General features: G+C 48.0%; 20 protein-coding genes and 1 tRNA gene. 13 read left to right on the top strand and 8 right to left on the bottom strand.

The features are described from left to right. Positions 1-144: 144 nt before the first annotated feature. On the bottom strand, positions 145-1,026 hold the full coding sequence (locus M3080_RS04805; protein WP_249092130.1) for a LysR family transcriptional regulator: 882 nt from the start codon (positions 1,024-1,026) through the stop codon (positions 145-147). A gap of 106 nt (positions 1,027-1,132) precedes the next feature. Between M3080_RS04805 and M3080_RS04800 the strand changes: the two genes are divergently transcribed. Beyond that, entirely contained in the window at positions 1,133-2,080 is a 948-nt protein-coding gene (locus tag M3080_RS04800) for an AEC family transporter (protein ID WP_249092129.1), read from the top strand. A gap of 75 nt (positions 2,081-2,155) precedes the next feature. On the opposite strand, the gene M3080_RS04795 is transcribed toward M3080_RS04800, so the two are convergent. Further along, the gene (locus M3080_RS04795) at positions 2,156-2,866 is read right to left on the bottom strand and encodes an amidohydrolase family protein (protein ID WP_249092128.1); all 711 of its coding nucleotides are present in this window, start codon (positions 2,864-2,866) and stop codon (positions 2,156-2,158) included. Between the two features lie 23 nt (positions 2,867-2,889). Beyond that, entirely contained in the window at positions 2,890-4,455 is a 1,566-nt protein-coding gene (locus M3080_RS04790; protein WP_249092127.1) for a carboxylesterase/lipase family protein, read from the bottom strand. Positions 4,456-4,613: 158 nt separating this feature from the next. Between M3080_RS04790 and M3080_RS04785 the strand changes: the two genes are divergently transcribed. Then, positions 4,614-6,425, top strand: a complete 1,812-nt coding sequence (locus M3080_RS04785; RefSeq protein ID WP_249092126.1) for a M24 family metallopeptidase — start codon at positions 4,614-4,616, stop codon at positions 6,423-6,425. Here M3080_RS04785 and M3080_RS04780 read toward each other — a convergent pair. From M3080_RS04780 to M3080_RS04765, 4 genes are all read right to left on the bottom strand, one after another. Further along, positions 6,422-6,628 carry a hypothetical protein gene (locus M3080_RS04780; protein ID WP_249092125.1) on the bottom strand — a complete coding sequence of 69 codons (207 nt, stop codon included), beginning with the start codon at positions 6,626-6,628 and terminating at the stop codon, positions 6,422-6,424. The two genes, M3080_RS04785 and M3080_RS04780, sit on opposite strands and share 4 nt — an antisense overlap. A 64-nt stretch (positions 6,629-6,692) precedes the next feature. After that, a complete protein-coding gene (locus M3080_RS04775; RefSeq protein WP_249092124.1) occupies positions 6,693-7,886 on the bottom strand; it encodes an RNA-guided endonuclease InsQ/TnpB family protein in 1,194 nt (397 codons plus the stop codon). After that, positions 7,852-8,265 (bottom strand): IS200/IS605 family transposase, encoded by a 414-nt coding sequence (gene tnpA, locus M3080_RS04770; protein WP_249092123.1) that lies wholly within the window; start codon positions 8,263-8,265, stop codon positions 7,852-7,854. Before tnpA ends, M3080_RS04775 begins: the two co-directional genes overlap by 35 nt. Positions 8,266-8,277: 12 nt before the next feature. Next, positions 8,278-8,808, bottom strand: a complete 531-nt coding sequence (locus M3080_RS04765) for a hypothetical protein (protein WP_249092122.1) — start codon at positions 8,806-8,808, stop codon at positions 8,278-8,280. Between M3080_RS04765 and M3080_RS04760 the strand changes: the two genes are divergently transcribed. The 9 genes from M3080_RS04760 to M3080_RS04720 all read left to right on the top strand — a co-directional run bounded on the left by M3080_RS04760 (position 8,795) and on the right by M3080_RS04720 (position 18,384). Beyond that, positions 8,795-9,634, top strand: a complete 840-nt coding sequence (locus M3080_RS04760) for a transposase (protein ID WP_249092121.1) — start codon at positions 8,795-8,797, stop codon at positions 9,632-9,634. The genes M3080_RS04765 and M3080_RS04760 overlap by 14 nt on opposite strands. A gap of 77 nt (positions 9,635-9,711) precedes the next feature. After that, the gene (gene leuC, locus M3080_RS04755; RefSeq protein ID WP_249092120.1) at positions 9,712-11,118 is read left to right on the top strand and encodes a 3-isopropylmalate dehydratase large subunit; all 1,407 of its coding nucleotides are present in this window, start codon (positions 9,712-9,714) and stop codon (positions 11,116-11,118) included. A 6-nt stretch (positions 11,119-11,124) separates the two neighbouring features. Then, the gene (gene leuD, locus M3080_RS04750) at positions 11,125-11,766 is read left to right on the top strand and encodes a 3-isopropylmalate dehydratase small subunit (RefSeq protein WP_249092119.1); all 642 of its coding nucleotides are present in this window, start codon (positions 11,125-11,127) and stop codon (positions 11,764-11,766) included. Between the two features lie 240 nt (positions 11,767-12,006). Continuing rightward, positions 12,007-13,374 carry an alanine/glycine:cation symporter family protein gene (locus M3080_RS04745; RefSeq protein WP_249092118.1) on the top strand — a complete coding sequence of 456 codons (1,368 nt, stop codon included), beginning with the start codon at positions 12,007-12,009 and terminating at the stop codon, positions 13,372-13,374. A gap of 1 nt (position 13,375) precedes the next feature. Next, positions 13,376-14,362, top strand: a complete 987-nt coding sequence (locus M3080_RS04740) for a tRNA dihydrouridine synthase (RefSeq protein ID WP_249092117.1) — start codon at positions 13,376-13,378, stop codon at positions 14,360-14,362. A gap of 72 nt (positions 14,363-14,434) precedes the next feature. Further along, positions 14,435-14,511, top strand: a tRNA-Ile gene (locus tag M3080_RS04735). Positions 14,512-14,613: 102 nt separating this feature from the next. Continuing rightward, entirely contained in the window at positions 14,614-15,630 is a 1,017-nt protein-coding gene (locus M3080_RS04730) for a hypothetical protein (RefSeq protein WP_249092116.1), read from the top strand. A gap of 132 nt (positions 15,631-15,762) precedes the next feature. Continuing rightward, complete coding sequence (locus tag M3080_RS04725; protein ID WP_249092115.1) at positions 15,763-17,040, top strand: amidohydrolase; 1,278 nt, start codon at positions 15,763-15,765, stop codon at positions 17,038-17,040. A 138-nt stretch (positions 17,041-17,178) separates the two neighbouring features. After that, positions 17,179-18,384 (top strand): MFS transporter, encoded by a 1,206-nt coding sequence (locus M3080_RS04720; RefSeq protein WP_249092114.1) that lies wholly within the window; start codon positions 17,179-17,181, stop codon positions 18,382-18,384. Between the two features lie 63 nt (positions 18,385-18,447). On the opposite strand, the gene M3080_RS04715 is transcribed toward M3080_RS04720, so the two are convergent. Next, a complete protein-coding gene (locus M3080_RS04715) occupies positions 18,448-19,701 on the bottom strand; it encodes a porin (protein ID WP_249092113.1) in 1,254 nt (417 codons plus the stop codon). Between the two features lie 137 nt (positions 19,702-19,838). On the opposite strand from M3080_RS04715, the gene M3080_RS04710 reads away from it, so the two are divergent. Together M3080_RS04710 and dcuC are read left to right on the top strand one after the other, a co-directional pair. Beyond that, positions 19,839-21,059 (top strand): OFA family MFS transporter, encoded by a 1,221-nt coding sequence (locus tag M3080_RS04710; RefSeq protein ID WP_249092112.1) that lies wholly within the window; start codon positions 19,839-19,841, stop codon positions 21,057-21,059. A 91-nt stretch (positions 21,060-21,150) separates the two neighbouring features. Further along, positions 21,151-22,413, top strand: coding sequence for a C4-dicarboxylate transporter DcuC (gene dcuC, locus M3080_RS04705; protein ID WP_249092111.1), 1,263 nt, complete (start codon positions 21,151-21,153; stop codon positions 22,411-22,413). Positions 22,414-22,456: the final 43 nt, after the last annotated feature.

Here is a 22,456-nt window from a genome sequence, read left to right as displayed (position 1 = left end):
TTTGATCATTTATCGTTTGAACTTGTGCGCTATTGTGAAACGCGGATATGACCTCAAAGTGACGGCTTTGTGAAATTTTGATGAACAAAAGCCGTTTCCCCATTTCAGGAAACGGCCCTAGACAACAAAGAGTTTTCGGATTTTTTAACTCTTTTTTGCTCTTTTCTTAAGCAATGCCGGCAGTCTCTCAAGAAATACCTTAACAGCAGGCATGGTCGGCGTTCCGTGAGTCACTACAAAAAGTTTTCGATATAACGGAGGATCAAGCGGACGGCTTTCCACTTTGGCTTTGTCATTTTCCAAAAGCAGTTCCGGCAAAATGCTCACACCAATGCCTGCCTTGACAAGATTAACGATGGAAGTTGCTCCAACGGTTGTATAGCGAACCGGGATTCTTTGTTTTCCGTGTTTCAATCCATTCTCTAATTCCTTGCACCAACTAGCACCGTGAAGGATATAGGGATAGTCTTGTAATACCCTCAGTGGGATCTTTTTGTATTTAGACAATGGATGCCCTTTCGGGAAAATCACGCGAAATTCGTCTAAATGCAAAAGTTCAGCATTCAAATTGCCATCACATTTCGGCGTGAACAGACCAACGTCAATGCGGTCTTCTTTGAGCCAATCATCGATAACATCACCATTGCCAATCAAGACTTCGTACTCAATTCCCGGAGCTTCTTGCATCAATTTTTTCAACACAATAGGAAGCCACTCGTTGGCAACAGCCGTCACGGTTCCTAAGCGCACGACGCCTTGTTTTAATCCGGTCATGTCTTGCAGGACGCCATTTAGACGCATTTCGTCACTGCAAATTTGTCTAATGTAAGGTAAAAGTGCAGCGCCGGCCGGTGTCAAAGTCAATCCTGTTTTTTTACGATTCAATAGCGCAACACCCCACTGGCTCTCAAGGTCAGATACCATACGGCTGACCGCCGATTGCGTGTAGTAGAGACGCTTAGCCGCTTCAGTGAAACTGCCGCACTCAACCGTTGCAAGAAAAGCCCGAAATTTCGTGATCGTCATAACATTATGAGAAAATAGAATAATTAATAGAAGAAATATTCGCTTTTCTTATTTTATTCGAAATCTTATACTGAACTGATATTAAGAATTTTCAGATCAAAACATCATGCTTAGCGTTTTACTCATCCTTCCTGATTTCTTAGTGATCTTAGTTGGCTTTCTTTTGATGAAGTTCTTCCATGACGGTGTGTTCAATGAAACGTTTTGGAAGGGAGCTGAAAAAATTGTCTTTTATGTTTTATTCCCGCCACTGCTTTTTACATCCGTTGCGACCTCCAATCTCACACTAGGTGAAGCGGGTCTTTACCTCGTCGTTGCCATCAGCGCCATGATGTGTGCTGTCGTAATGTCTTACTTGATTCGCTATTTTGTAAAAGCGGACCCGGTTACGCATGCTTCTGCTTTTCACTGCGGTTTTCGATTCAATACTTACGTTGGCTTTGCATTAGTGTCCCGCTTATTTGGTCAAGAAGGCTTGGCGTTAATGTCACTTCTGATCGCATTTTGGGTTCCGATCAGCAATTCCATTGCCGTGGCGGCTCTAGCCAGTGCCGTTGCCCAACGCGAACAAACGACCGGTAAAAGCAATGTGTTGGCTAAAACCATCAAGGCCATTGTCACTAATCCTTTGATTATCGCGACCACTTTGGGCTTAATCGTTAATTTAGGTTCAATCCCCGTACCGGCCGTCGCCATGACCTTTTTCAAGTCATTAGGAAACGCCTCGCTTGCCATGGGGCTATTGTGCATCGGCGCCGGTTTAAGGTTAAGCGGAATGAAGTCCGAATGGAAACTGATCGCAGCGAATACCGTGGAACGCCTGGTGGCCACACCGGCCGTTGCGCTGCTCTTTTGTTTGGTGTTTGATTTGGCTCCGGCAGCATCGGGCGCGTTGATGATCTTTGCCATGTTGCCGACGGCACAGTCTTGCTACGTCATGACAGCGAGCATGAGAGGCAATGCCCCGCTCGTTGCCGGGATTACGACCGCTCATACGCTTGCGGCTATTCTGACCATCCCCTGCTGGATCGTGGTTATCACGGCTTTGCTTTAATCGTTTGAGTTCATGGAGGCATCAACTTTTTATTGATGCCTTCAATAGAACCACAACGATCAGTTTTTCTCAGGATCAATCTCTACATGTGTTGCCGGTTGCGGCAAGAGTATGCGAGTCGGGCTCGTCTGTGAGCATTCGTCCATGCTCAGCTATTTGTTTTCCGGCAACCCAAACCGATTTAACATTCACGTTTTCTAAGTCATCCAGAACAACTAAATCTGCGTCACGACCAGGAGCAATAGCTCCCTTATTCTTCAAACCAAAATGCAAGGCCGTGTTAATCGTCGCCATCCTAAAAACTTCTATCGGATCAACGCCGCAGGCTATCGCACGGCGGACGACATTATTGATGTGTCCTTTAGCCAACACATCGTCAGGAGAGGCGTCATCTGTGCACAAGCAGAAAAACCGACTATTCCTACTTGTAACGGCGCGGCTTAAAACCGAAACATTCTGTCCCGCAGAGCCCTCACGCATAAAAATCACCATTCCTCGACTAATCCGTTCCTCAACTTCATTTTCTGTGCTGCACTCATGATCACTATCGACACCGCTTAGAGCGTAGGCCGATAAGTCGGCTCCCGAAGTCAATGGACTATGACCATCGATTAATTTGCCGCAACGGCGTGTCATGAGAACTTTTTTCAAAATATCCTCATCACAAGCCAAAAGACCGGGCACATTCATAAGTTCAGCCAAACCAAGAACCTCTGGCTCGGCAATCAATTCGCTTAAATCATCGGCTTGCAAATGAGCGCTTTCAGGATAGAAAGTCCATCCCAAAAGCGCCCCAAAAAAACTAAAAACTAACGATCGCCTCGATCTAAAACAATCGGAATGGAGTGCCAGAACTTACACTGATGCAAGTCAGAGAAATAACTTGCAGGAACAGTCTGAGATTGGCCATTCAGACGCAACGCCATCATTGAGCCGCCATCATCGGAGAATCGTTTCCACTGCGGTAGTGATTTTCCGTTAGGATTTTGACTCTTAATAAAATTGCCCCAATATTGTCTCATTTCTTTGGCCAGTGCCTTTTGAGCTTCAGTCATCTTGGCTGAACGAGCTTGGTATTGACCGGCATCGGGGAAGAAATACGTCAATTCCGAAGCGTGGCTGGCCGCGTCATCGTAATCAGCAAATTTTCGGCTAGTCGGCACCGTTGAATCTTCAAATGTGTAGATATAGGTTGCCACGGACTTATCCTTGCTTAATTCTTGAGCCAATGTTAAGTTCGTGCATCCACCCAAACCGCGCATGCCGCTATCGGTAATGAAATCACCGATCACATACGAAATAGCATACTTACCTTGATATTTATCAGCAGGATAAAGTTTTAGTGCTTCAGGCGCATTTTTCCCGACCAAGCGCTTAACCCAAGCTTCGTAGTCCTTAGCATTCCAATCGGTGTAAGCCGTACCGGCTGAACGTCCTTCTTCCTTGTTGGAACCAGATAAAACCGGAACCTTGATCCACTTTCCTTGACGAATAGCCTCAACGGCCGGAACATCGGAAACCGGATTCCAAAGACCAACCGACTTACTGGCCGCGGCTACCTGCTCGGTCGTGAGTTTGCGTACACAACTTAAAGCGTCCTTGGCTTCGTCGCATTTCGTCAACTTAAGGAACTGCTCTGAACGGGCTTGAGCCTGCTTAACCGTATCAACATCATGGATACAGTCTTCACTTTGCAATATCACACCGTCAACCAATCCTTTTGCTTTCGGATCCACCAAAATACGACAGGCATTGGTGGAACCCGCGGACTCAGTCATCAGGACAACATTGTCGGCATCGCCACCGAAGTTGGCTATGTTACGACGTACCCAAGCAAGAGCGGCCTCAGTATCCGTCACACCGAAATTGCCGGCTGATTCATCCATACCGGGCAATGTCAGAAAACCGAAGGCTCCAAGACGATATTGAAGTGTCACAACAATAATGTTGTTTTCACTGGCTAAACGTGCGCCATCATGCTCTGTTGCATTACCGCCTGTATTACCACCCCCGTGGGCATAAACACCAACGGCTAACTTCGCATCCTTTTTGGTTCCGGCCGGCCGATAAATGTTAACGTAGAGGCAATCTTCGCTACCGACATCACCTTGACGGCATGCCTGTGGTGCCTTATTGGCTTTTTTGACGCCTTTCCACGGAACAACCGGTTGGGCGCTCTTCCAACGGTTCTCTCCAACCGGAGCTGCCGCAAACGGCACAGCTAAAAAGGTTTCAACTTGGGATCGAGTGCCGGGAACGGTCTTCGTAAAACCTTCCAACTGACCGCCTTCCGTTGAAACCACTAAATTTGAGGAAGCGCTGGCAACACCGGAGAAAAAGGCTAAAGCCACCGCGCATGAAAGAAGTTTTTTCATATCAATCACTCCAAACGGACTTCTTGTCCAGCGTTCAGTTTAGGCTTTGCAGAATTAACCCAGAGAATTTTTTGTAATCAAATAGAGAAAGCTACTTAGGTATCGCATCATAGGCCGAGTAGACTGGTTAAATAGAGTTGCATGAGATGAGGTCTGAAATGGATACTACTCAAAAAATACTGGCTTTGAGAAAACGGATGCAAAAAGCCAATGTCAAAGCGCTTTATATAAGTTCTGCCGATCCTCACCAGTCTGAATCGGTTGCCGATTACTGGAAAAGCGTTCAGTGGTTAACCGGTTTCACGGGCAGTATGGGCTATGCGATTCTCACTGAGAAAGAAGCTGAATTCTGGACAGATGGTCGCTACACCACACAGGCTCAACGCGAAATACCGGAAAATACTTTCCATATCAACACCATCGCAACGCCTCAAGCACCGCTGTGGTACGAATGGTTAAGTGATCGACTGCAAAAGGACGATACTGTCGCTATCGACGGCGAAGTGCTAAGCGAAGCTCAACTTCGAGACTTCAAAGAAAAGCTCTCGGTTGAAAATTTAGTTATTTCATCTGACAGAAACTTTGTTGCAGAGATCTGGGATGATCGACCCAGCATTCCAACCGATCCCATTTGGGAGCTTGAAGCGCAGTACGCCGTTGAAACACGAATTGAAAAATCAGCCAAACTCCGAGAAAAACTTCTCGCATATGGCCCAAACACTGTCACGCTTCTATGCGGTTTGGACGATATAGCGTGGCTCACCAATCTGCGCGGTCATGACAATCCGCTTTATCCCTTTTTCCATGCATACGCCTTGGTGAGCCAAAAAGAAGCGCATCTTTGTACAAATCTGGAAAAACTTTCGGAATCTATCTGCGCTCATCTTTCTGACGACGGCTGGTTGCTGCACAACTATCAGGACATTAACGTCCTAATTTCTCAAATTCCCGCAAACGCCGTGGTTTACACGGATCCTTATAAAACGCCGTTCAAACTATACGAAACTGTCCCGCAAAGTTGCTTCATTCACGATGGTCCTGATCTGGTCACCGCCATCAAGGCCATGAAGTCACCCGGTGAACAAAACAATATCCGAGAAGCCAACCGGCATGAAGCCGCTGCCGTTATCCGACTTATGAGATGGATTGAAGCTAACGCTGATTTGGGCGTATTGGATGAATACCAAGTAGGACAAAAGCTAGAAGAATTCCGAAAACTCGATTTTCTTTACATACAACCGGCTAATCGCCCGATTGTAGGTTATGCGGAAAATGCCGCGCTGCCTCACTATCGACCGACAGCAACAATGAGCGCATCGATCAAACCGCAAGGATTCCTGCTTTTTGACGTCTGTGCGCACTACAAATGCGGAAGCACTGATTTAACTCGCACGGTCAAAGTAGGGCCTTTGACCGAAGAAATGAAACATGACTACACGCTGACACTTAAGTGTCACATTAAGTTAGCAACCCAAAAGTTCCCTTATGGCACCACGGGTAACTTGCTCGACGCAATCGTGAAGTCCATCCAATGGAATGAATTCACAAGCTTTAATCATGGGACAGGTCACGGAATCGGCTACCTACTTAATATCCACGAAGGCCCCGGAAAAATCATTACTGATTTCGCCCCCGCCTTCCCATGGGCGCTTAATACGCCGCTTGAAGAAGGCATGCTCTTTTCCAATGAACCCGGCATCTACAAACCGGGCAGACACGGCATTCGACTTGAAAATGCGGTATTGGTTCAAAAGGATATAAAGAATGAATTCGGTCAATTCATGCGATTTGAAACCGTCACTTTCTTACCTTTTGAACGGCAGGCCATTGTCGTAGAAGAGTTAAGCGAAAGTGAACGCGATTGGATTGACAACTACCACCAAGAGGTCTACAGAAGAATCTGTCCGCTCTTAAATAAAGAAGAGCAACAGTGGCTCAAAGAAAAAACGAGACCACTAGAGAGCTGTTAGATATCCAACGTTTTCATGCTGTTGATCCCCTTGTTGGTCAAGACAACACGGATGATTTCATCCTTGACGCTCTCGCGTTTATCTGCGGTCAGCGTGAAAAGCCTGCGGACAAAATAAAGGTGATAAATTTTGTCCGCCTGAGAAATATGCATTGATGAATCATCGGCAACCGGTAAATCCGCTTCATCGGTATCTGTAAACAACTCTCGGCTAAAGCCGAAAGCTTTTATTTATCGTCATTGCAAAGCAATTCGACATTAGGCCGGTTTACAACAGCCCTTGGACTATCAGCTGATAGCCCAATCCCTGCAGGTTCCGACTTGCATTCAAGTCGCTGTGCGCACGGAGACCACAGTGCGGACAAACAAAACGATGCTTCGACCGTTTGCCCAATTGCGAACACGCCGAACACGTCTGTGAGGTATACCGAGGATCCACATACATTACGTTAATCCCTCGCCTTTGCGCCTTGTACTCAATCAGTTGCTGAAGCTCACGGAAAGACCAACGGTGCAGTCGGCTTCTGACTCTTTTACCTGCTCTCACTCGATCTCTGATATGCGTCAGATCTTCCAGGACGATCACTTTCGCTTTCTGTTTAGCCGCTTCTTCTACAATTGATTTACTCACTACGTGATTGACGTGGGTGACATGCCGTCTTTCTTTGCCCGAAGCTTTTCGCAAGTGCTGTCTGGCACTTTGCGAGCCATTGCTTTGTAAACGCGCACGCAACCCCAAGTATTTATCTCGTTTATGTTTTAATTCGCCCGCTTTCCAAACCTTTCCGCTGGAAACCGCAGCGATATTGTTTTCGCCTACATCAACACCGATCACTTCCTCTTTCTTTAATTTCGCGGTTAAGGCACTCAGTGTCGAGTCATATTCCAGACTGATATGCAGGAACCAAAATCCTCCCTTTTTATTCTTTCGATAGACAAGATTGCTTTCTTTGCGTTTGCCTGAGTCAAGCAATCGTTTTTGAAAATCTCCCGGACACAATCTGACTTTTACCCGACCTTCAACTGTAAAAACAGTTGCTTCAGTCATATCCGATTGATAACGGATTGTGTTTTTGTCCAAATGGATAGAGGGATTTTTAAAAACAATTTTTTTTAGAGATTCTTCTTTATTTTTTCGGGGATGGTTCGTCAACTCTGTTTTGTAGGCGGAAGACACTGACCGAATGGCATTACAGGCTAACTGCGATCCCAGTACCGGCAAGGCCAATCTCAAATCGTAGTATGCGGCATGGTGCAGGTTATAACGTTGCCAATTACGCTCACTAGAATCGCGGCAAACGTACTTAACCAAAAAATTGCAAGCGTCACGGTACAGAAGCCGAGTCTTGTGCAGCTTCTGAGCGGCATCCTCATCCATTTGCAGTTTGATGCAAACGGTCGTCGTTAATTTGGAGGGAGCGGAAAGTCTACCTGCGCCCTTTGATATGTTCAGTTCTTTCAATGTACTTCTGAATAGTTTCGGAACTGACGTTGCCGGCAGTGCCCACGTAATAAGACGGAGACCAAAGGTGGCCTCCCCGCAACTGTTTTTTCAACTCAGGGAATTTAACAAATAATTTTCTGGCGGTGCTGCCTTTCAAAATTTTGATTGCATCAGCCACTGAAGTAGCAGGCGGTATGCTGACAAAAAGGTGAATGTGATCAGGCTGAACTTCAAGCGAGAGAACCGGCCATTGACGTTCCTGACAGATTGTCTCAATTAACCGTTTGGTTTCTGCGGCGATTGAACCGACCAAAATTGATTTCCGATACTTTGGGCACCAAACCGCATGGTAAGCAGTTTGGTAGACACAATTTCGATCAAATATAATTTCAAGCATAATTTTATATAATCACATGATTGATTCATTATACAAAAAAAATCGCCCCGGTGGGGCGAGTGCCAATTCCTCTCGCGATTGAAATCGCAAGTTTCCTTGGCACGATACTATGAAATTTAAAAACGGCATCAGGTTAAACCAGGTGGTATCCATCAAACCATAACGAGTATCTCGAAAAAGGGCCGGATCCGTTTTAACGGTCAGCTCTTTTTTATAAAGCAATATGCTTTCAAATCGCCAGTCGTATATCCCTTTGACGCTTTGCGCCCTTTGGCGCAGCCGACGCACGGGTTCCGGCAAACGTCTGACATCAAAAAATTCAAACGACTCCTTGCAATCACCGACGTGATAACGTTCATCACGCAAAATTTCCAAACGCCTGTCGGGAATCCACTTTTTAAAGCGTTTTGACAGTTGTTCTTTCAATAAATCTTTGATTCGGTCTTTAAAGATATAGCCTATGACCAGCGCAATAAAAAGATTAGCGCTTAACGCTCCGTACTGTCCCTGCCAGGCAAAAGCAATAACGGTGGCAAAAATCATTGAAACCGCCGCGGCAAACCCAGATTTATCCAAGAGTGTTTCTCTGGATTCGAATGAAGCCTTGTTTCGTGATTTAGGGATCGATAATTTTGCAACTTTTGTTTCGACCAAACCCGGTGTAAGACCGTTTTTGATCAAGGGCAAAGTGTTAAAGAGTCTGAATCAAAACTACAACAAACAAGTTGCTGAACTTCGCAGCAAGGGACACCTCGCGCATATTCGCACCAAAGGGGTAAAGCGCTATTGGAGACTTCATGATCTGTTGCACAAGGCCAGTCGCCTGGTCATCAATTACTGTTTGGCTTATGACGTGGGGCACATTGTCATTGGAGTCAATCAAGAGTGGAAACAGGAAGTCAATCTGGGCAAGCGCAATAACCAGAATTTCGTGATGCTGCCGCATGGAAAATTTGTGGAGATGATTCGCTATAAGGCTGAAGACTATGGCATCCGGGTAACGGTACGGGAAGAAAGCTACACATCGAAAGCGAGCGCCTTGGATTTTGACGAAATCCCCGCATTTGATAAGAAGGAATCCGGTGCTAAACCGGTATTTTCCGGCAGGCGAATCAAGCGTGGGTTATATCGTTCGGCAAAAGGCCAATTGATCAATGCGGACATCAATGCTGCGGCCAATATTGGCCGAAAAGAACTCGGGGATGAGTGGCTGAGTAAGTTACTCGAACTCGATGGGGGCGTCTTAGTGGACACGCCCGCTGTTGTACGAAATCTGCACACAAGCGAAAATATTCGTCAATGGCTAGAATTGGGAACACGTTCCCAAGAAACCGCACGTAAGTGGGCGGTAGTTCATTCAAATTTTTAATAAATAATTATCTTAGATTGATATTTTTTTATTAAAATTCTTGCGACATGAATGTAGCCTTGTTTCTAGGAGACTCTATGGCAAAAACGCTGTATCAAAAAATCGTTGACTCGCATACTGTTAAAGTCATTGATTCCAACACTGTGCTTTTGTATTGCGACATTCACTTTGCCAACGAATACACCTCCCCTCAAGCTTTCGCGGGACTCATTGAACGAAAGGTTGATGTGCTAAGCCCCGACTCTCATCTTTGCGTTGTTGACCACATTATTCCGACTCATGACGAGACGCCCCGTCGAATTTACGATGAAGCATCCCTTATTCAGGCTCAGACATTGGAAAGTAACTGTAAACGTTTTGGTATTGCGGCTTTTTATGGCCCCGACAATCCCCTTCAAGGGATTGAACACGTGGTCATGGAAGAGCAAGGGCTGGTTCGCCCCGGCATGGTCGTGATTTGCGGAGACAGCCACACCACAACGCATGGCGCGATCGGTGCCCTGGGTTTTGGAATCGGAACGTCTGAAATCGAACACATCCTCGCCACCCAAACGCTTGTCTACCGTATGGCCGGCACCATGAGAATCACCATCAACGGAAAATTGACCGCGGAGGCGAGCGCCAAAGACCTGGTTTTGGCTGTGCTCAGAAAAATTTCAGCTCGCGGCGCATTAGGCTTGGTGGTTGAGTACACGGGTGAAGGCGTTCAGGCGCTTTCTGTTGAAGAACGTATGGTCCTTTGCAATTTGACCGTTGAAGCCGGTGCCCGTGGGGCCATTGTTGCTCCGGATGAAAAGTCGCTTCAGTGGGTTTTTGATCACGCCAAAAATCTCTCGGCAAGCGATCAAGAAGCCATGAAGGCCTATGTGAAAGAACTGTATTCGGATCCTCAGGCGCAGTTTGATAAAGAGGTCTGCCTGAATGCCAGTTCGGTTAAGCCCATGGTGACCTGGGGCACGAGCCCCGATCAAGCGATTGGCTTTGATGAAAAAATCCCCGCACCGGAATCGTTTTCCGATCCGGTTGACAAGGAGGCTGCCCAACGCGCTCTTCACTATCAGGATCTCAAAGCCGGTGACTTCATCCGAAAGACACCGATTCAGCATGTCTTCATTGGCTCGTGTACCAATTCTCGCTTATGCGACTTAGAAGCTACTGCCCGGGTGCTCAAAGGCCGTCATGTGGCCCCCGGCGTTCGCGCACAAGTCGTTCCTGGCTCCATGCTCATTCGTCGCCAAGCTGAAGAATTGGGACTTGACAAAATTTTCAAAGACGCTGGTTTTGAATGGCGCAAGAGCGGCTGCTCGTTATGTCTGGCTATGAATGACGACATTCTTGAGGCCGGCGTGCGCTGTGCCTCCACCACCAACCGCAACTTTGAAGGGCGTCAAGGTCGAGGCAGCCACACACATTTGGTTAGCCCCGAGACGGCTGCCGCCAGTGCCGTCATGGGTTATCTTTGCCCGAAATCAGAATTGGAGTAAAGCATCATGGAAAAACTCATTACGTTGACGGCTGTTGCCGCCCCGATCAATGTCGATAACATGGACACCGATCAGTTGATGCCGAAACAATTTTTGCGAGGCATCGATAAGTCCGGTTTAGCCAAAGGCCTTCTTTATAACCACCGTCATTTATCCGACGGCACGACAAATCCCGATTTTGTCTTAAACAAACCGGGATTTGAAAATACGCAAATTATTCTTGCCGGCCCTAATTTCGGCTGTGGCTCCAGTCGAGAGCATGCGGTTTGGGGACTAATGCAATACGGTATTCGAGCCGTCATTGCGGCCGGTTTCGGAGAAATTTTTTATTCCAACTGTTTTAATAACGGCTTATTGGCTGCCAAGGTTTCCCCTCAAACATCAGCCGAACTCTTTGATTATTTGTCAGACGAGCATCCGTGCAAACTGACGATCAGTGTTAAAGACAAAGAAATCCGTACAGAAGACGGTTCAAAGGTCTGGCACTTTGATTTAGCTGAACGTCACCAAACCATGCTCTTAGAAGGACTTGACATGCTTGAAGCCACCATGAAAGACATTGATAGCATTCAGGCATTTAAAGAAAAACATGAAAAAGCTTTCCCTTGGATGAGCGGGTTGGCCGGACGTTACGCCAAGAATCGCTAATAAATTAAAAGAATTAACAACGTTTTTGCCGCCATGTATTCCTTTTTGCTTACAACAAAAGGAGCAGGGCGGCTTTTCTTTGTTAGAATCAGACAAATCATTGTAGTTATATTCGTGCGTCAGAACTTCTTGTTCTCTTAACCCAACTGTTCAAGTCGATTTCGCACTCAATAATTTCAACGCGTGCGCTTTTAAGTTTCTGCTTTTTCCCGTGCACATTAAAGAGAATGTGAGGTAGAGATGGATTTTCTCAATCAATTATTCGGTGATATCAACAGTGTCCTTTGGGGCGTGTTTGTTTTGATTCCGCTTTTATGCGGAACCGGTATTTTTTATACCTTCAAACTTCGTTTCGTGCAAATCCGTCTCTTTCCGACCGCGCTTCGTTTTCTATTTAACAACGCAACGCTTTTTGGCAAGCGGGCCGACCAGACCGGCATGAGTTCTTTTCAAGCCTTAGCCACCGCGGTCGCCGCCCAAGTGGGTACCGGTAACGTGGCAGGCGCCGCCACCGCCATCGTTGCAGGCGGCCCCGGTGCCCTATTTTGGTTATGGGTTGCCGCATTTTTCGGCATGGCTACGATTTTTGCCGAAGCCGTATTGGCACAAATCTATCGTGTGACAGGCGAAAATGACCGCGTTGTGGGCGGTCCGGCCTTTTACATATCTTTAGGCTTGGGCCCGAAATTTAAACCGATGGCAGTCTTTTTCTCTGCCGTCGCCATCATTACCATGGGCTGCATGGGCAGCCTCGTGCAATCCAATACAGTCTCTCAAGCGCTCAATCACGCCTTTGATATCCCGCTTCTGGCTTCCGGCATCGGTGTAGCCATTTTGTCCGGCGTTGTCATGTTCGGCGGCATGGGCCGTCTAGCCAGTGTCACGGAAAAACTCGTTCCTTTCATGGCAGGTCTGTATTTGATTGGCGGCAGCTACGTGCTCGCTTGTCACTACGATCAGATCATTCCCGCCTTTGATTTGGTTTTCACCGCAGCCTTTAACCCCGAAGCCGTGGGTGGTGGTGCTTTGGGGCTGACTGTCGCTAAAGCCATGCAATTCGGTGTCGCCCGCGGTCTTTTCTCTAACGAAGCCGGTATGGGTACGACGCCTCACGCTCACGCCGTTGCCAAAGTAGAACATCCGGCCGAACAAGGGCTCGTTGCCATTTTCGGTGTTTTCACAACGGTTTTGATCGTGACCTTCACGGTTTTAGTCATTCTCGTGACAGGGGTCATGGATTTTGACACCACCGGTATTGAGCTCACACAAAAAGCCTATTCCGTCGGCTTGGGCGGCGCAGGGGTCGGCTTTGTCGCCATCTGTCTTTTCTTCTTTGCCTATTCAACCATCATCGGCTGGTATTTCTTCAGTGAACAAAACGTCCGTTACCTCTTTCACGGCCGCGGTATTTTTGTCTATCGTCTGATTGTCTGTGCCTTCTTGGTATTGGGTGCCGTCACGCACGTTAATTTAGTTTGGACACTTTCGGACTTCTTTAACGGTATCATGGTGATCCCCAACGTGATTGCTTTACTGCTTTTGCATAAAGTGGTGGGTTCTTCACTCAATGACTTTGAAAGCAAATTAAAGAAAGCTGGACTTAACTGATATGACTGATCCCTTGTTGGTCGTCGCCCCGATGGAAGGCCTCACTGGCTTTCCATTCAGAAGGGTGCATGCTCACTTTTTCGGTGCCGCTGACGCCTATTTTCTCCCCTTTGTCACGCCGACCACTTTGCCTCGATTTACCGAGCGTCAAATGCGAGAACTTGCGCCCGACGTCAACATCGGTATTAAAGCAGTCCCTCAGCTTCTTACCCGTCGAGTGGAAGATTTTGTCTGGGCCGCCAAGGCTCTCGCCGATTTGGGTTACGATGAAGTCAATCTCAATTTGGGATGCCCGGCCGGAACCGTTGTCGCCAAAGGAAAGGGATCCGGGTTTCTTCGGGAACCTTTTGAGTTGCAACGCTTTCTGGACAAAATTTTCTCTGCGGATTTACCTATTCAGATTTCTGTCAAAACCCGAATCGGGTGGGCAGATGAACAAGAATTTGATCTTTTAGCGGATGTTTATAACCATTATCCGCAGATGAAGTCTCTCACTATCCATCCGAGAGTGAGAAGCGATTTTTATAAGGGCGAGATTAGGGAAAACGTCTTCGAGCACTATTTTCACACCTTCAAGATGCCGATTGGCTTCAACGGCGATGTCATTACAGTCTCTGACCTTGAAAGAGTGAAAACAAAATACCGCCCGCTTGCTCATATCATGGTCGGGCGAGCTTTGATGGCCGATCCCGCTCTCTTTCGGAAAGCCAAAGGCGGAGCCGTCGCCACGTTGTCAGAAATCCAGACCTACTACGATGCTCTTTTAGAGAGCTATTGCGTGGCCTTTGGCAACGTAAAAAATGCCCTGATGCGAATGAAGGAATATTGGTTCTTTCAGCACAATTTATTTGACAACGCTGAGCGCGCCGTGAAAGCCATCTATAAAGCGAAGACCATGGAAGACTATCTCAGCGCAACGCGACAAATATACGAGAACTGCCCCTTGAGAACGGAAAGCTCTTTTGGGTGGAAAAAGGAGCTCCTTTAACCGGGCGGCACCTATCATTCGCACAAAAGAGAACTTTGCTTTAAAATCACCTTTCCTTTCTCAAAAAAGGAAGGGCCTGTAGCTCAGTCGGTTAGAGCAGCGGACTCATAATCCGTTGGTCGTGGGTTCGAGCCCCACCGGGCCTACCATCACTCTCTCGTAACAATTCCCCGTGTTTCTGAAACAACTTTCTGAAGGTCATTGCCTATAATCAAAGCGTTCTTCAATGACTCTCTTCAGGTTGATCTCTTATGCCCTCTATTATTAAGTTGAGTGCCTGCGCCGTTTTCGGACTGTCGCTCGCCGGTTTGTCTTATGCTTCAGATTTACCCGGCCAACCCCAACCCTTGCCCCATATCAGCACATTGAGTGCCTTTCAAACCGGGGTTTACCATTTCTACGATCAAAACAGCAGTTTTTTTAAACTCGGGAAAAAGGCAGGCTCCCAATACCGCTTAGTCAGTGAATTTTCAAAGGGCACTCCCCGCTACTTCTCTTACAGTATGAGTAAAGATTGGACGGTGAGAAACGGCGTTTTACAAAGACCATCCGTTGCCAATGTCGTTCGTCCTATCGCGGGCAACAAAGTCAACGTTATCCGTCAAGGTCAATCAAGTGGGCTGTCTGTTGAATTAAAAGCCTATGATGTTTCGGATAAGTCCATCGCTTCTTACTTGAAACTTCAAAACGGTAAATCCACGAAATTGTCCGATTCCGTTTCTTCGTGGACTAAATTCCCGGCGGGCTCGGTTGCCTATGTGCCAACACTGACCAGCCTACGAACAGAAGTTATTGTTCCTGAGGTTAACATTTTTACCGGTCAGAAAACCGTTGAAGGTTTTGTGAAAGCCTTCTCGGGCAAGATTCCCAATTGCCTGCGATACGAAAAGCGCTCAGGCTCTCAACCTTACGCCATTCGCTTTACAAACCGCAAAGGCAATACCGGCAACATTGAAATTTATGAAGCCAAGCGAGGCAAGGTGTTCTGCGAAGTCGATGGTCCCAAGGTGGCCAATGGATCCTACAAAATCCAAACCATCAACGGCACGAAGGTTTTAACCCTTAACTTCCCTCAACACATTGACCGCCGTGACATTGGCATCCATTCCAGCGAAAACGGTGCTTTGGATTTGGCGTTTGTTGAAGTGAAAAAACCGCATCCGCAAGTTTTGCCCGGTCGGGTGCTTCACGCCAAGCGAACCTTCACGGATAATCAATACCGATTCAATAAAGTCGCCGCAGACAGTATTAAAAACGCCCTAAAGTAACGACTGGTTTTATTGACGGCCGACCCTTTTAAAGGTCGGCCGTTTTAACTCAGTTAACTATTTGGCGGTTTTCACGGGTTGTCGATTTTTTTATTCCTTTCATAATTAATGCTACTTGGAAAGGAGAAATAAATGAGTGAAAAATACATTGAAGAGATGATTCAAACACGTCGTGCTCTGCATAAACGTCCCGAGTTAGGCTGGACAGAATTTGAGACGATGTGGCACATCTGTTCTCATTTGGAGCAATGGGGTATCCCCTACGTTTTTGGCACGAAAGTGATTAATCCTGCTTTCGTCATGGGCCGCAATGAAACGGAAGTCAAAGACGCCATGGAACGAGCCAAGAAGCACGGTGTACCAGAAGCGTTTCTTGAAAAAACTGAAGGCTATACGGGGGCTGCCGCCATCATTGATACGGGTCGCCCCGGTCCTGTGACGGCTTTTCGCTGTGACATGGACGCTTTGCCCATCCGTGAGTCCGACGATTGCAGCCACGAGCCTGCCAAATTAGGATTTGCAAGCGAACGTGCAGGTATTATGCACGCTTGCGGCCACGACGGTCATAGCGCTGTTGGTCTGACAGTGGCCCACTGGCTCTGGGATCATAAAGATGAACTCTGCGGTCAATTCAAGGTTCTTTTCCAACCGGCCGAAGAAGGTGTCCGCGGTGCTCGTCCCATGTCCGAGTCCGGCATTGTCGATGATGTGGATTGGTTAGTGGGCAGCCACGTGGGCGGCAATTTCCACTCCGGTGAAGTGACGGTTCAAGACGGTGGGTTCCTTGCCTCTACCAAATTCGATATTACCTTTACCGGTCTTCAATCTCACGCAGGCAATGCTCCGCACAAGGGTCACAACGCCTTAGTCGCCGCCGCCTGCGCAACGATGATGATTCAAGGCATTCCCCGCCACGGAGACGGTGACTCACGCGTTGCGGTAGGCAAATTAGTCGCCGGTGAAGGCCGCAACATTATCGCGGCACACGCTTCGATGGAAATGGAAGTGCGCGGTGAAACCCAAGAAGTCAATGACTTCATGGCCGACAATGTTGAACATATTATTGAAGGGGTGGAAAAAGCTTATCAGGTTAGCGCCAAGGTTGAACGCGTCGGTGAATCTTCAACACTGGTCGTTTGCCCGAAGTGCATTGAAAAAATTGAAGAAGCCGTCCAAAAGGTGCCTGGAGTGAAGCTTATGCCTCGTTTCCACGGTGCGGCGGGTTCTGAAGACTGCTCTTGGCTTATCCGTAAAGTCGCCTCTCACGGCGGTCAGGCCGCGTATTTCATCTTTGGCTGTGAGCACAAAGGCCACCATCGTCCCGACTTTGATATTCAAGACGAAAAGAACCTCCCTGTCGCCTTCAATGTCTTTGTCAATTTTGCGAAATTAGTGAACGGCAAAAACTAATTTTGTGGCTTCGTTAACAAAGGACGATCGTTGATTGGACGGTCGTCCTTTTGCTTTTTCAAGTCAGTCACCTCATTGCAATTTTCCCTGCCACTTAAATGCTATAGTCTCGCCTTTAGCAAAACGCACGATCAATCAATGATTCAAAAAAATACCTACACATTCATTGTGGCGACCTTAAGTTTGGTGGCCATCTTTGCCATTTCTTCCGCTCCGGTTCCCATGTTGGGACTCTTCCAGCAGACCTTTCATATGACGGGAGCAGACTTGGCCATGACAGCCGTCTGCTATTTCTTAGGCTGCATTCCTGCGCTTTTATTTTGCTCACGTTTGCCCAATAGACTGGGTCGAAAACCGGTCGTGGCTCTCGCTTTGACGATTGGAGCCATCAGTTCTCTGGCTGTTATTTTTGCCACCGCCCCCCTTCACATCATGTTGGCACGCGTGGGACAAGGATTTGCCTGTGGTTTGGCTTCCGGTAGCGCCATGGCCTGGATTTTTGATTCCGCCCCCGCCCATAACCGATCCATCAGCGCGATGCTTGCCGCAAGCGGCCCCGGTATTGGCTTTTTATTCGGGGCACTGGCCGCCGCCATCGCCTACGAGCTTTTCACAATCAGCTATCAACGTATTTTCATCGGCCTTTTTATCGGTTTAGTAACTGTTCTTGTTTTATCACTTTTTGGAAAAGAAACCGTCACGCACCCGAGCGGCACGTTATGGCAAACGCTTGCTCCAAAGCTTGAGATTCCTAAGCATCTAAAAAAGGAATACCTCCTGGCGGTCGCTGCCTACGCAGGCACCTGGGGCGTCGGGGGCTTTTTCCAGGCCTATAGCGCACAGATTGCCTCTGACGCTCTGCATAGCGCCAATATGCTTACGGCAGCCTTCGTTTTTCTGTCCTTCATCGGTACCAACGCATTAGGCAGTTTTTGCATTAAGCGGTTGCAACCAAAAGAGGCTCTCAACTCTTTTATCTTTCTATTCGGCTGCTGTGTCTGTCTGATGTTTTTCTTCCTGCACAACGAAAACTTCGTGCTCTTTTTCATTTTCTGTGTCTTTAGCGGAATCAGCGTGGGCGCATCTTGCACTGCGGCTCTGCGCATTGTGACTCAAAACGCTCAGTCGCAGGAAAGAACAGGATTGCTGGCGGCGGTTTATCTGGCCGCTTATTTGGGACCGGGTTTGCCGAATCTGATCATCGGTCAATTGAAGTTGCCCGTGACTATTGAGGGCATGTCATGGTTTTACGGCGCCTGGGCCATCGTCTTTACAGTTATTGTGTTAATCGGTTCACGTTTGGTTCTAACACCTGCCGTTTCGCACGAAGAACACATTCGTTAGACGCAAAAACCGGTCGATGAATGAACACCGACCGGTAAAAAGACTCAAGCTTTAAAGGTTCAATTAGAACCAGTGCGTGATACCGACCAAGGCCCCATACTTGGAATCAAAAGCACCCTTTTGGATTTCAGTTAACATTTCACCACTATTCTTGGTGTAGTTAGCCACGGCATAAAGCGTTGTGGTCTTGGAGAGATCGTATTCGGCACCGATGCTGAAACGATGACGTTTACCTTCATAGGTCTTAGAGCCAGTAAGCTTACCTTCTTTAAAGAGATCACGATCTTGTTCACCATCAAAGTAGCCGTAGGAGGCGATCAATGTCAACTGACCGGTAGGCATATAACGGAAACCGGTGATGTAGGCCATACCGTCCACACCATTTTCTTGACCCAACGTCACTACACCAGTAGTTTCATTCTTAGAGCCGTCTTCAGCACTCCAATAACCCAACGTGCGCCAATCCTTCATCCATTGAGCGCCCAAGTAGAGCTTTAGGTTATCCATGGCAGACCAGCACAAGCCAACCGTGGCTTCAACGGAATCCTTACGATCAGCGTATTCGTTGTCGTTGCCCCACATGATCGTGGAAGCACCGCCAAAGACATAGATCGGACCGTTTTCATAAGTGAGCAAACCGGCTAACACGCGGTCGTTATGATCATTTTCCTCTTCTTCTTGGCCAGCACGTTGGAAGGACCAGGTGACACCAGCCTTAAAGCCAGCGATCTTCGGCGTGAAGTAGGTGATGGCGTTATTGGCACGGCTATCGGTAGCAAAGAGACCGGAAATCGTGTAGTCAGCCGTGTAACCGGTTTCAAACGGGTCAGCGTAAGCAATACCCAATGCATACGGAGAGTTCGTAGACATCACCGTACCCATGCGGCCAAAGCCCATTTCACCGTAAGTCTTCGATTGAACGGCCAAAATCATACGGCGGTCAAAGAGCGTGTCGGAAGTCGTGAACTTACCGTCATCGGCATTGAAACCGTTTTCCAAGTAACCGCGGATAGCCCAATCGTTGTTGATTTGTTCACGGATGTTGAAACCGAAACGGGAGCCGCCGTTGGTCATCTTAAAGCTATCGCTGTCACCGGCAATGTCGCTTGAAACATGGGAGTATTCAAGACCAAGGTCAACCTTACCGTAAATTTCAACGTCAGCGGCCATGGCCACAGAGCCGGCCAAACAGGTAGCCACAGCCACCGTCAGTTTGGAATAAGAGAAGGACATCGTATTTCTCCAACCGAGACTTGCGTCACGGAATGTGTTGATATTCAAAATCGCCCTCGCACCTTCGATGGCGACGAAAATCATTTTTCACATTTCAGATAAACCTCGCCCTTGGTTATTTCTCTATATCCGATAACAGATATCCGATAACAGTTAACTGACTTAAAAAATCCTCTGTTGGCGAGCAGTAACATGATTCTCCTTCTGTCGAGGAGATTTTTATGACCGAAAAGCAACGTTGGTTTTACCTGATTCTGTTTTGGATCGTTAACTTCTGTTTAGGCTCTTTTTATGCCTGGAGCATTTACTCAAGTTGGTTGGCTGATTTGTACACTCAAATGGCCGGTCAAACGGTTTCGGTCGCCTCTCTTACTTATATATTCAGTATCGGTGCAGCGCTCAATCCTGTCGCGATGGTGCTGGCTGGCGGTCTGACCGATCGCTTCGGTCCCCGTTTGGTACTTTTCATCGGCGGCATTGTCATGGCTCTTGGCTACTTATTAATGAGTTTGAGCACAGGCCCCATGATGCTTCTTTTAGGTTTCGGTGTTTGCTTAGGTCTTGGTTCGGGCACTTCCGTTATTGCGACGGTTACTTCCGCGGTAAAACTTTTCCCTGATAAGCGCGGTTTTGCCGGCGGCTCCGTCGGCGCTTTCTATGGCATCGGTTCCGTCTGCCTTCCCCCGCTTGCAAACTATTTAGCCGGCAATATCGGTATCTCTTCGACCCTATTCATTTATTCAGTGGCTTGCGCCGTCATCATTTTGGGCTGTGCCTTTTTAATTCGCCTTCCGGCTTCCCGCTCCGCGCAAACCTCTCAGAAGGCTGACAACAATCTTGTTTGGTACCAAATGATTCGTACCGGACGCTTTTGGGCCATGTTCGTGTTGTTCATTGCCGGCACCCTTTCCCCGTTGATGCTTTTTTCGCAAACCGTCACGGTGGCTCAAACGCAAATCGGTTTGAGTATTTCGGTGGCCGTGTTCACCATTTCCGCTTTGGCGCTCGCCAATACCACCGCTCGATTCTTGGGCGGCGCCATTTCCGATAAATTAGGACGAGTCTTTACGTTGGGCTCTGCCGTCGCCTTAGCCATCTTCGGACTCGTTTTACTTAGTTTGGCTGGAATTGGCGATTCGCTACTCTTTTTCGCGGGTCTCGTGTGTATCGGAGCAGGCTTTGGATCCTTTGTCGGTGTTTTCCCTGGTTACACCGCCGAACAATTCGGTCCTGCCAACGCCAGTATGAATTACGGTGTTTTAGCACTGGCATTTTCTGTCTCCGGCATTTTGGGGCCCAATATCATTGCGTTGACAGTCTCCGACGGTCATTACCAAACCGCCTATTTCATCGCCATGATCATCAGTGCGATTGGCCTGGCTGCGGCCTTTGTGTGCCGCAGGCTAGAAGTTCGGCAAGTGCCCTCTAACTCAGTTATCTGACATCACTTGTCGAAGAATTCCCAATAGAGCGAAAAGTTGAGGATTTGTACCATACATCAACCTTTCTTCTCTACTTAAGGAGACTTCTATCATGTCTTTGACGTTCTGGGCCGCACTTGTCATTGTTGCGCTCACCTTGGTCGCTTTGGTTAAGCGCTACGAAACACGCCTGGTGTTGTGTGTCTCGGGTTTGCTGATGTGCATCATCTCGCTCGATCCGATGGCCGCCTACAATCAGTTTGCGAAGTCTATGACCACGGGCAATCTCATTCAGTCGATTTGCTCGGCCATGGGTTTTGCTTTCTTGGTTAGCTACACCAAGTGTGACATTCACTTGGTTCAACTGCTCACCCGTCCCATGAAGTCCTTGGGACTATTTTTGATTCCATGCTGCACGCTCTTGACGGCCGTCATCAATGCGGCCATTCCTTCGGCAGCAGGCTGCGCTGCCGCCGTCGGCGCCACTTTGATTCCTTTGATGATCCGCTCGGGCATCACGCCTGCCGGCGCCGGTGCCGCTGTTTTGGCAGGCACCTACGGCTCCAACTTCAACCCCGGCGGCGCTCACCCGGTCATGATTTCCGGTATGGCCGGCATTGAACCCATGGAATTCATTATCGAAAATGCCTTCACTTACAGCGTATTGAGTCTTGTCGGCGCTTTGATGATCACGGTTGTCGAAGTGTTCTTGCGTGACCATAAGGGTTCGGGCGATTTGGGCAACATCCAAACCGATACCACGGGCGGCATCACCAAGGTCAACATCCTTTATGCCTTGGCTCCGATGGTTCCTCTGGTCATCTTGCTCTTGGGCAACACCTATGTTCCCGCCATCGAAATGGGCGTGGCGCAAGCCATGTTAATCGGCGTCACCTACACGATGATTGTCACGCGCATTAATCCGCAAAATGCCTTTAAGGAATTCTTTAACGGCGCGGGCAAAGGTTACGGCAATGTGCTCGGCATCATTATCTCTGCGGGCGTCTTCGCCGCAGGTCTTCGTGAAGCGGGCGTTGTAGACGCCTTAATTGAAGCGCTCAAACATGCCAACGAATATGCCCGTGTCGGCGGTGCCTTGGGAACCTGGGCCATGGCTGTTTTGATGGGGTCGGGCGATGCCGCCACGTTTGCTTTCAATGAAGCCGTGACACCTCACGCCGCTGAATTCGGTATGACGATTTCTGAATTGGGCAACACCGTTATGTGTGCTGCTCAATTAGGCCGCACCATGAGTCCGATTGCCGGTGTGGTGATTTTATTGGCCGGTATGTCGCAAGTTTCTCCGATCGATTTGGTGAAACGCACCGCCGTCCCAATGATTACAGCTTGGTTCATCCTGATCCTTTTCCTGTAATCAAAACAGTTTTATCAACCGTAGTAACTCCCTGAGGGTTTCG

The organism is Parasutterella secunda (assembly GCF_023336895.1).
Classification (GTDB): domain Bacteria; phylum Pseudomonadota; class Gammaproteobacteria; order Burkholderiales; family Burkholderiaceae_F; genus Aphodousia; species Aphodousia faecalis.
This window is presented reverse-complemented; position numbering and strand designations above follow the sequence as displayed.

Coding starts and splice junctions, on each gene's coding strand:
- M3080_RS04805 (WP_249092130.1), bottom strand. CDS start 1,026: ATGACGATCACGAAATTTCGGGCTTTTCTTGCAACGGTTGAGTGCGGC.
- M3080_RS04800 (WP_249092129.1), top strand. CDS start 1,133: ATGCTTAGCGTTTTACTCATCCTTCCTGATTTCTTAGTGATCTTAGTT.
- M3080_RS04790 (WP_249092127.1), bottom strand. CDS start 4,455: ATGAAAAAACTTCTTTCATGCGCGGTGGCTTTAGCCTTTTTCTCCGGT.
- M3080_RS04785 (WP_249092126.1), top strand. CDS start 4,614: ATGGATACTACTCAAAAAATACTGGCTTTGAGAAAACGGATGCAAAAA.
- tnpA (WP_249092123.1), bottom strand. CDS start 8,265: ATGCTTGAAATTATATTTGATCGAAATTGTGTCTACCAAACTGCTTAC.
- M3080_RS04765 (WP_249092122.1), bottom strand. CDS start 8,808: ATGATTTTTGCCACCGTTATTGCTTTTGCCTGGCAGGGACAGTACGGA.
- leuC (WP_249092120.1), top strand. CDS start 9,712: ATGGCAAAAACGCTGTATCAAAAAATCGTTGACTCGCATACTGTTAAA.
- leuD (WP_249092119.1), top strand. CDS start 11,125: ATGGAAAAACTCATTACGTTGACGGCTGTTGCCGCCCCGATCAATGTC.
- M3080_RS04745 (WP_249092118.1), top strand. CDS start 12,007: ATGGATTTTCTCAATCAATTATTCGGTGATATCAACAGTGTCCTTTGG.
- M3080_RS04740 (WP_249092117.1), top strand. CDS start 13,376: ATGACTGATCCCTTGTTGGTCGTCGCCCCGATGGAAGGCCTCACTGGC.
- M3080_RS04730 (WP_249092116.1), top strand. CDS start 14,614: ATGCCCTCTATTATTAAGTTGAGTGCCTGCGCCGTTTTCGGACTGTCG.
- M3080_RS04725 (WP_249092115.1), top strand. CDS start 15,763: ATGAGTGAAAAATACATTGAAGAGATGATTCAAACACGTCGTGCTCTG.
- M3080_RS04720 (WP_249092114.1), top strand. CDS start 17,179: ATGATTCAAAAAAATACCTACACATTCATTGTGGCGACCTTAAGTTTG.
- M3080_RS04715 (WP_249092113.1), bottom strand. CDS start 19,701: ATGATTTTCGTCGCCATCGAAGGTGCGAGGGCGATTTTGAATATCAAC.
- M3080_RS04710 (WP_249092112.1), top strand. CDS start 19,839: ATGACCGAAAAGCAACGTTGGTTTTACCTGATTCTGTTTTGGATCGTT.
- dcuC (WP_249092111.1), top strand. CDS start 21,151: ATGTCTTTGACGTTCTGGGCCGCACTTGTCATTGTTGCGCTCACCTTG.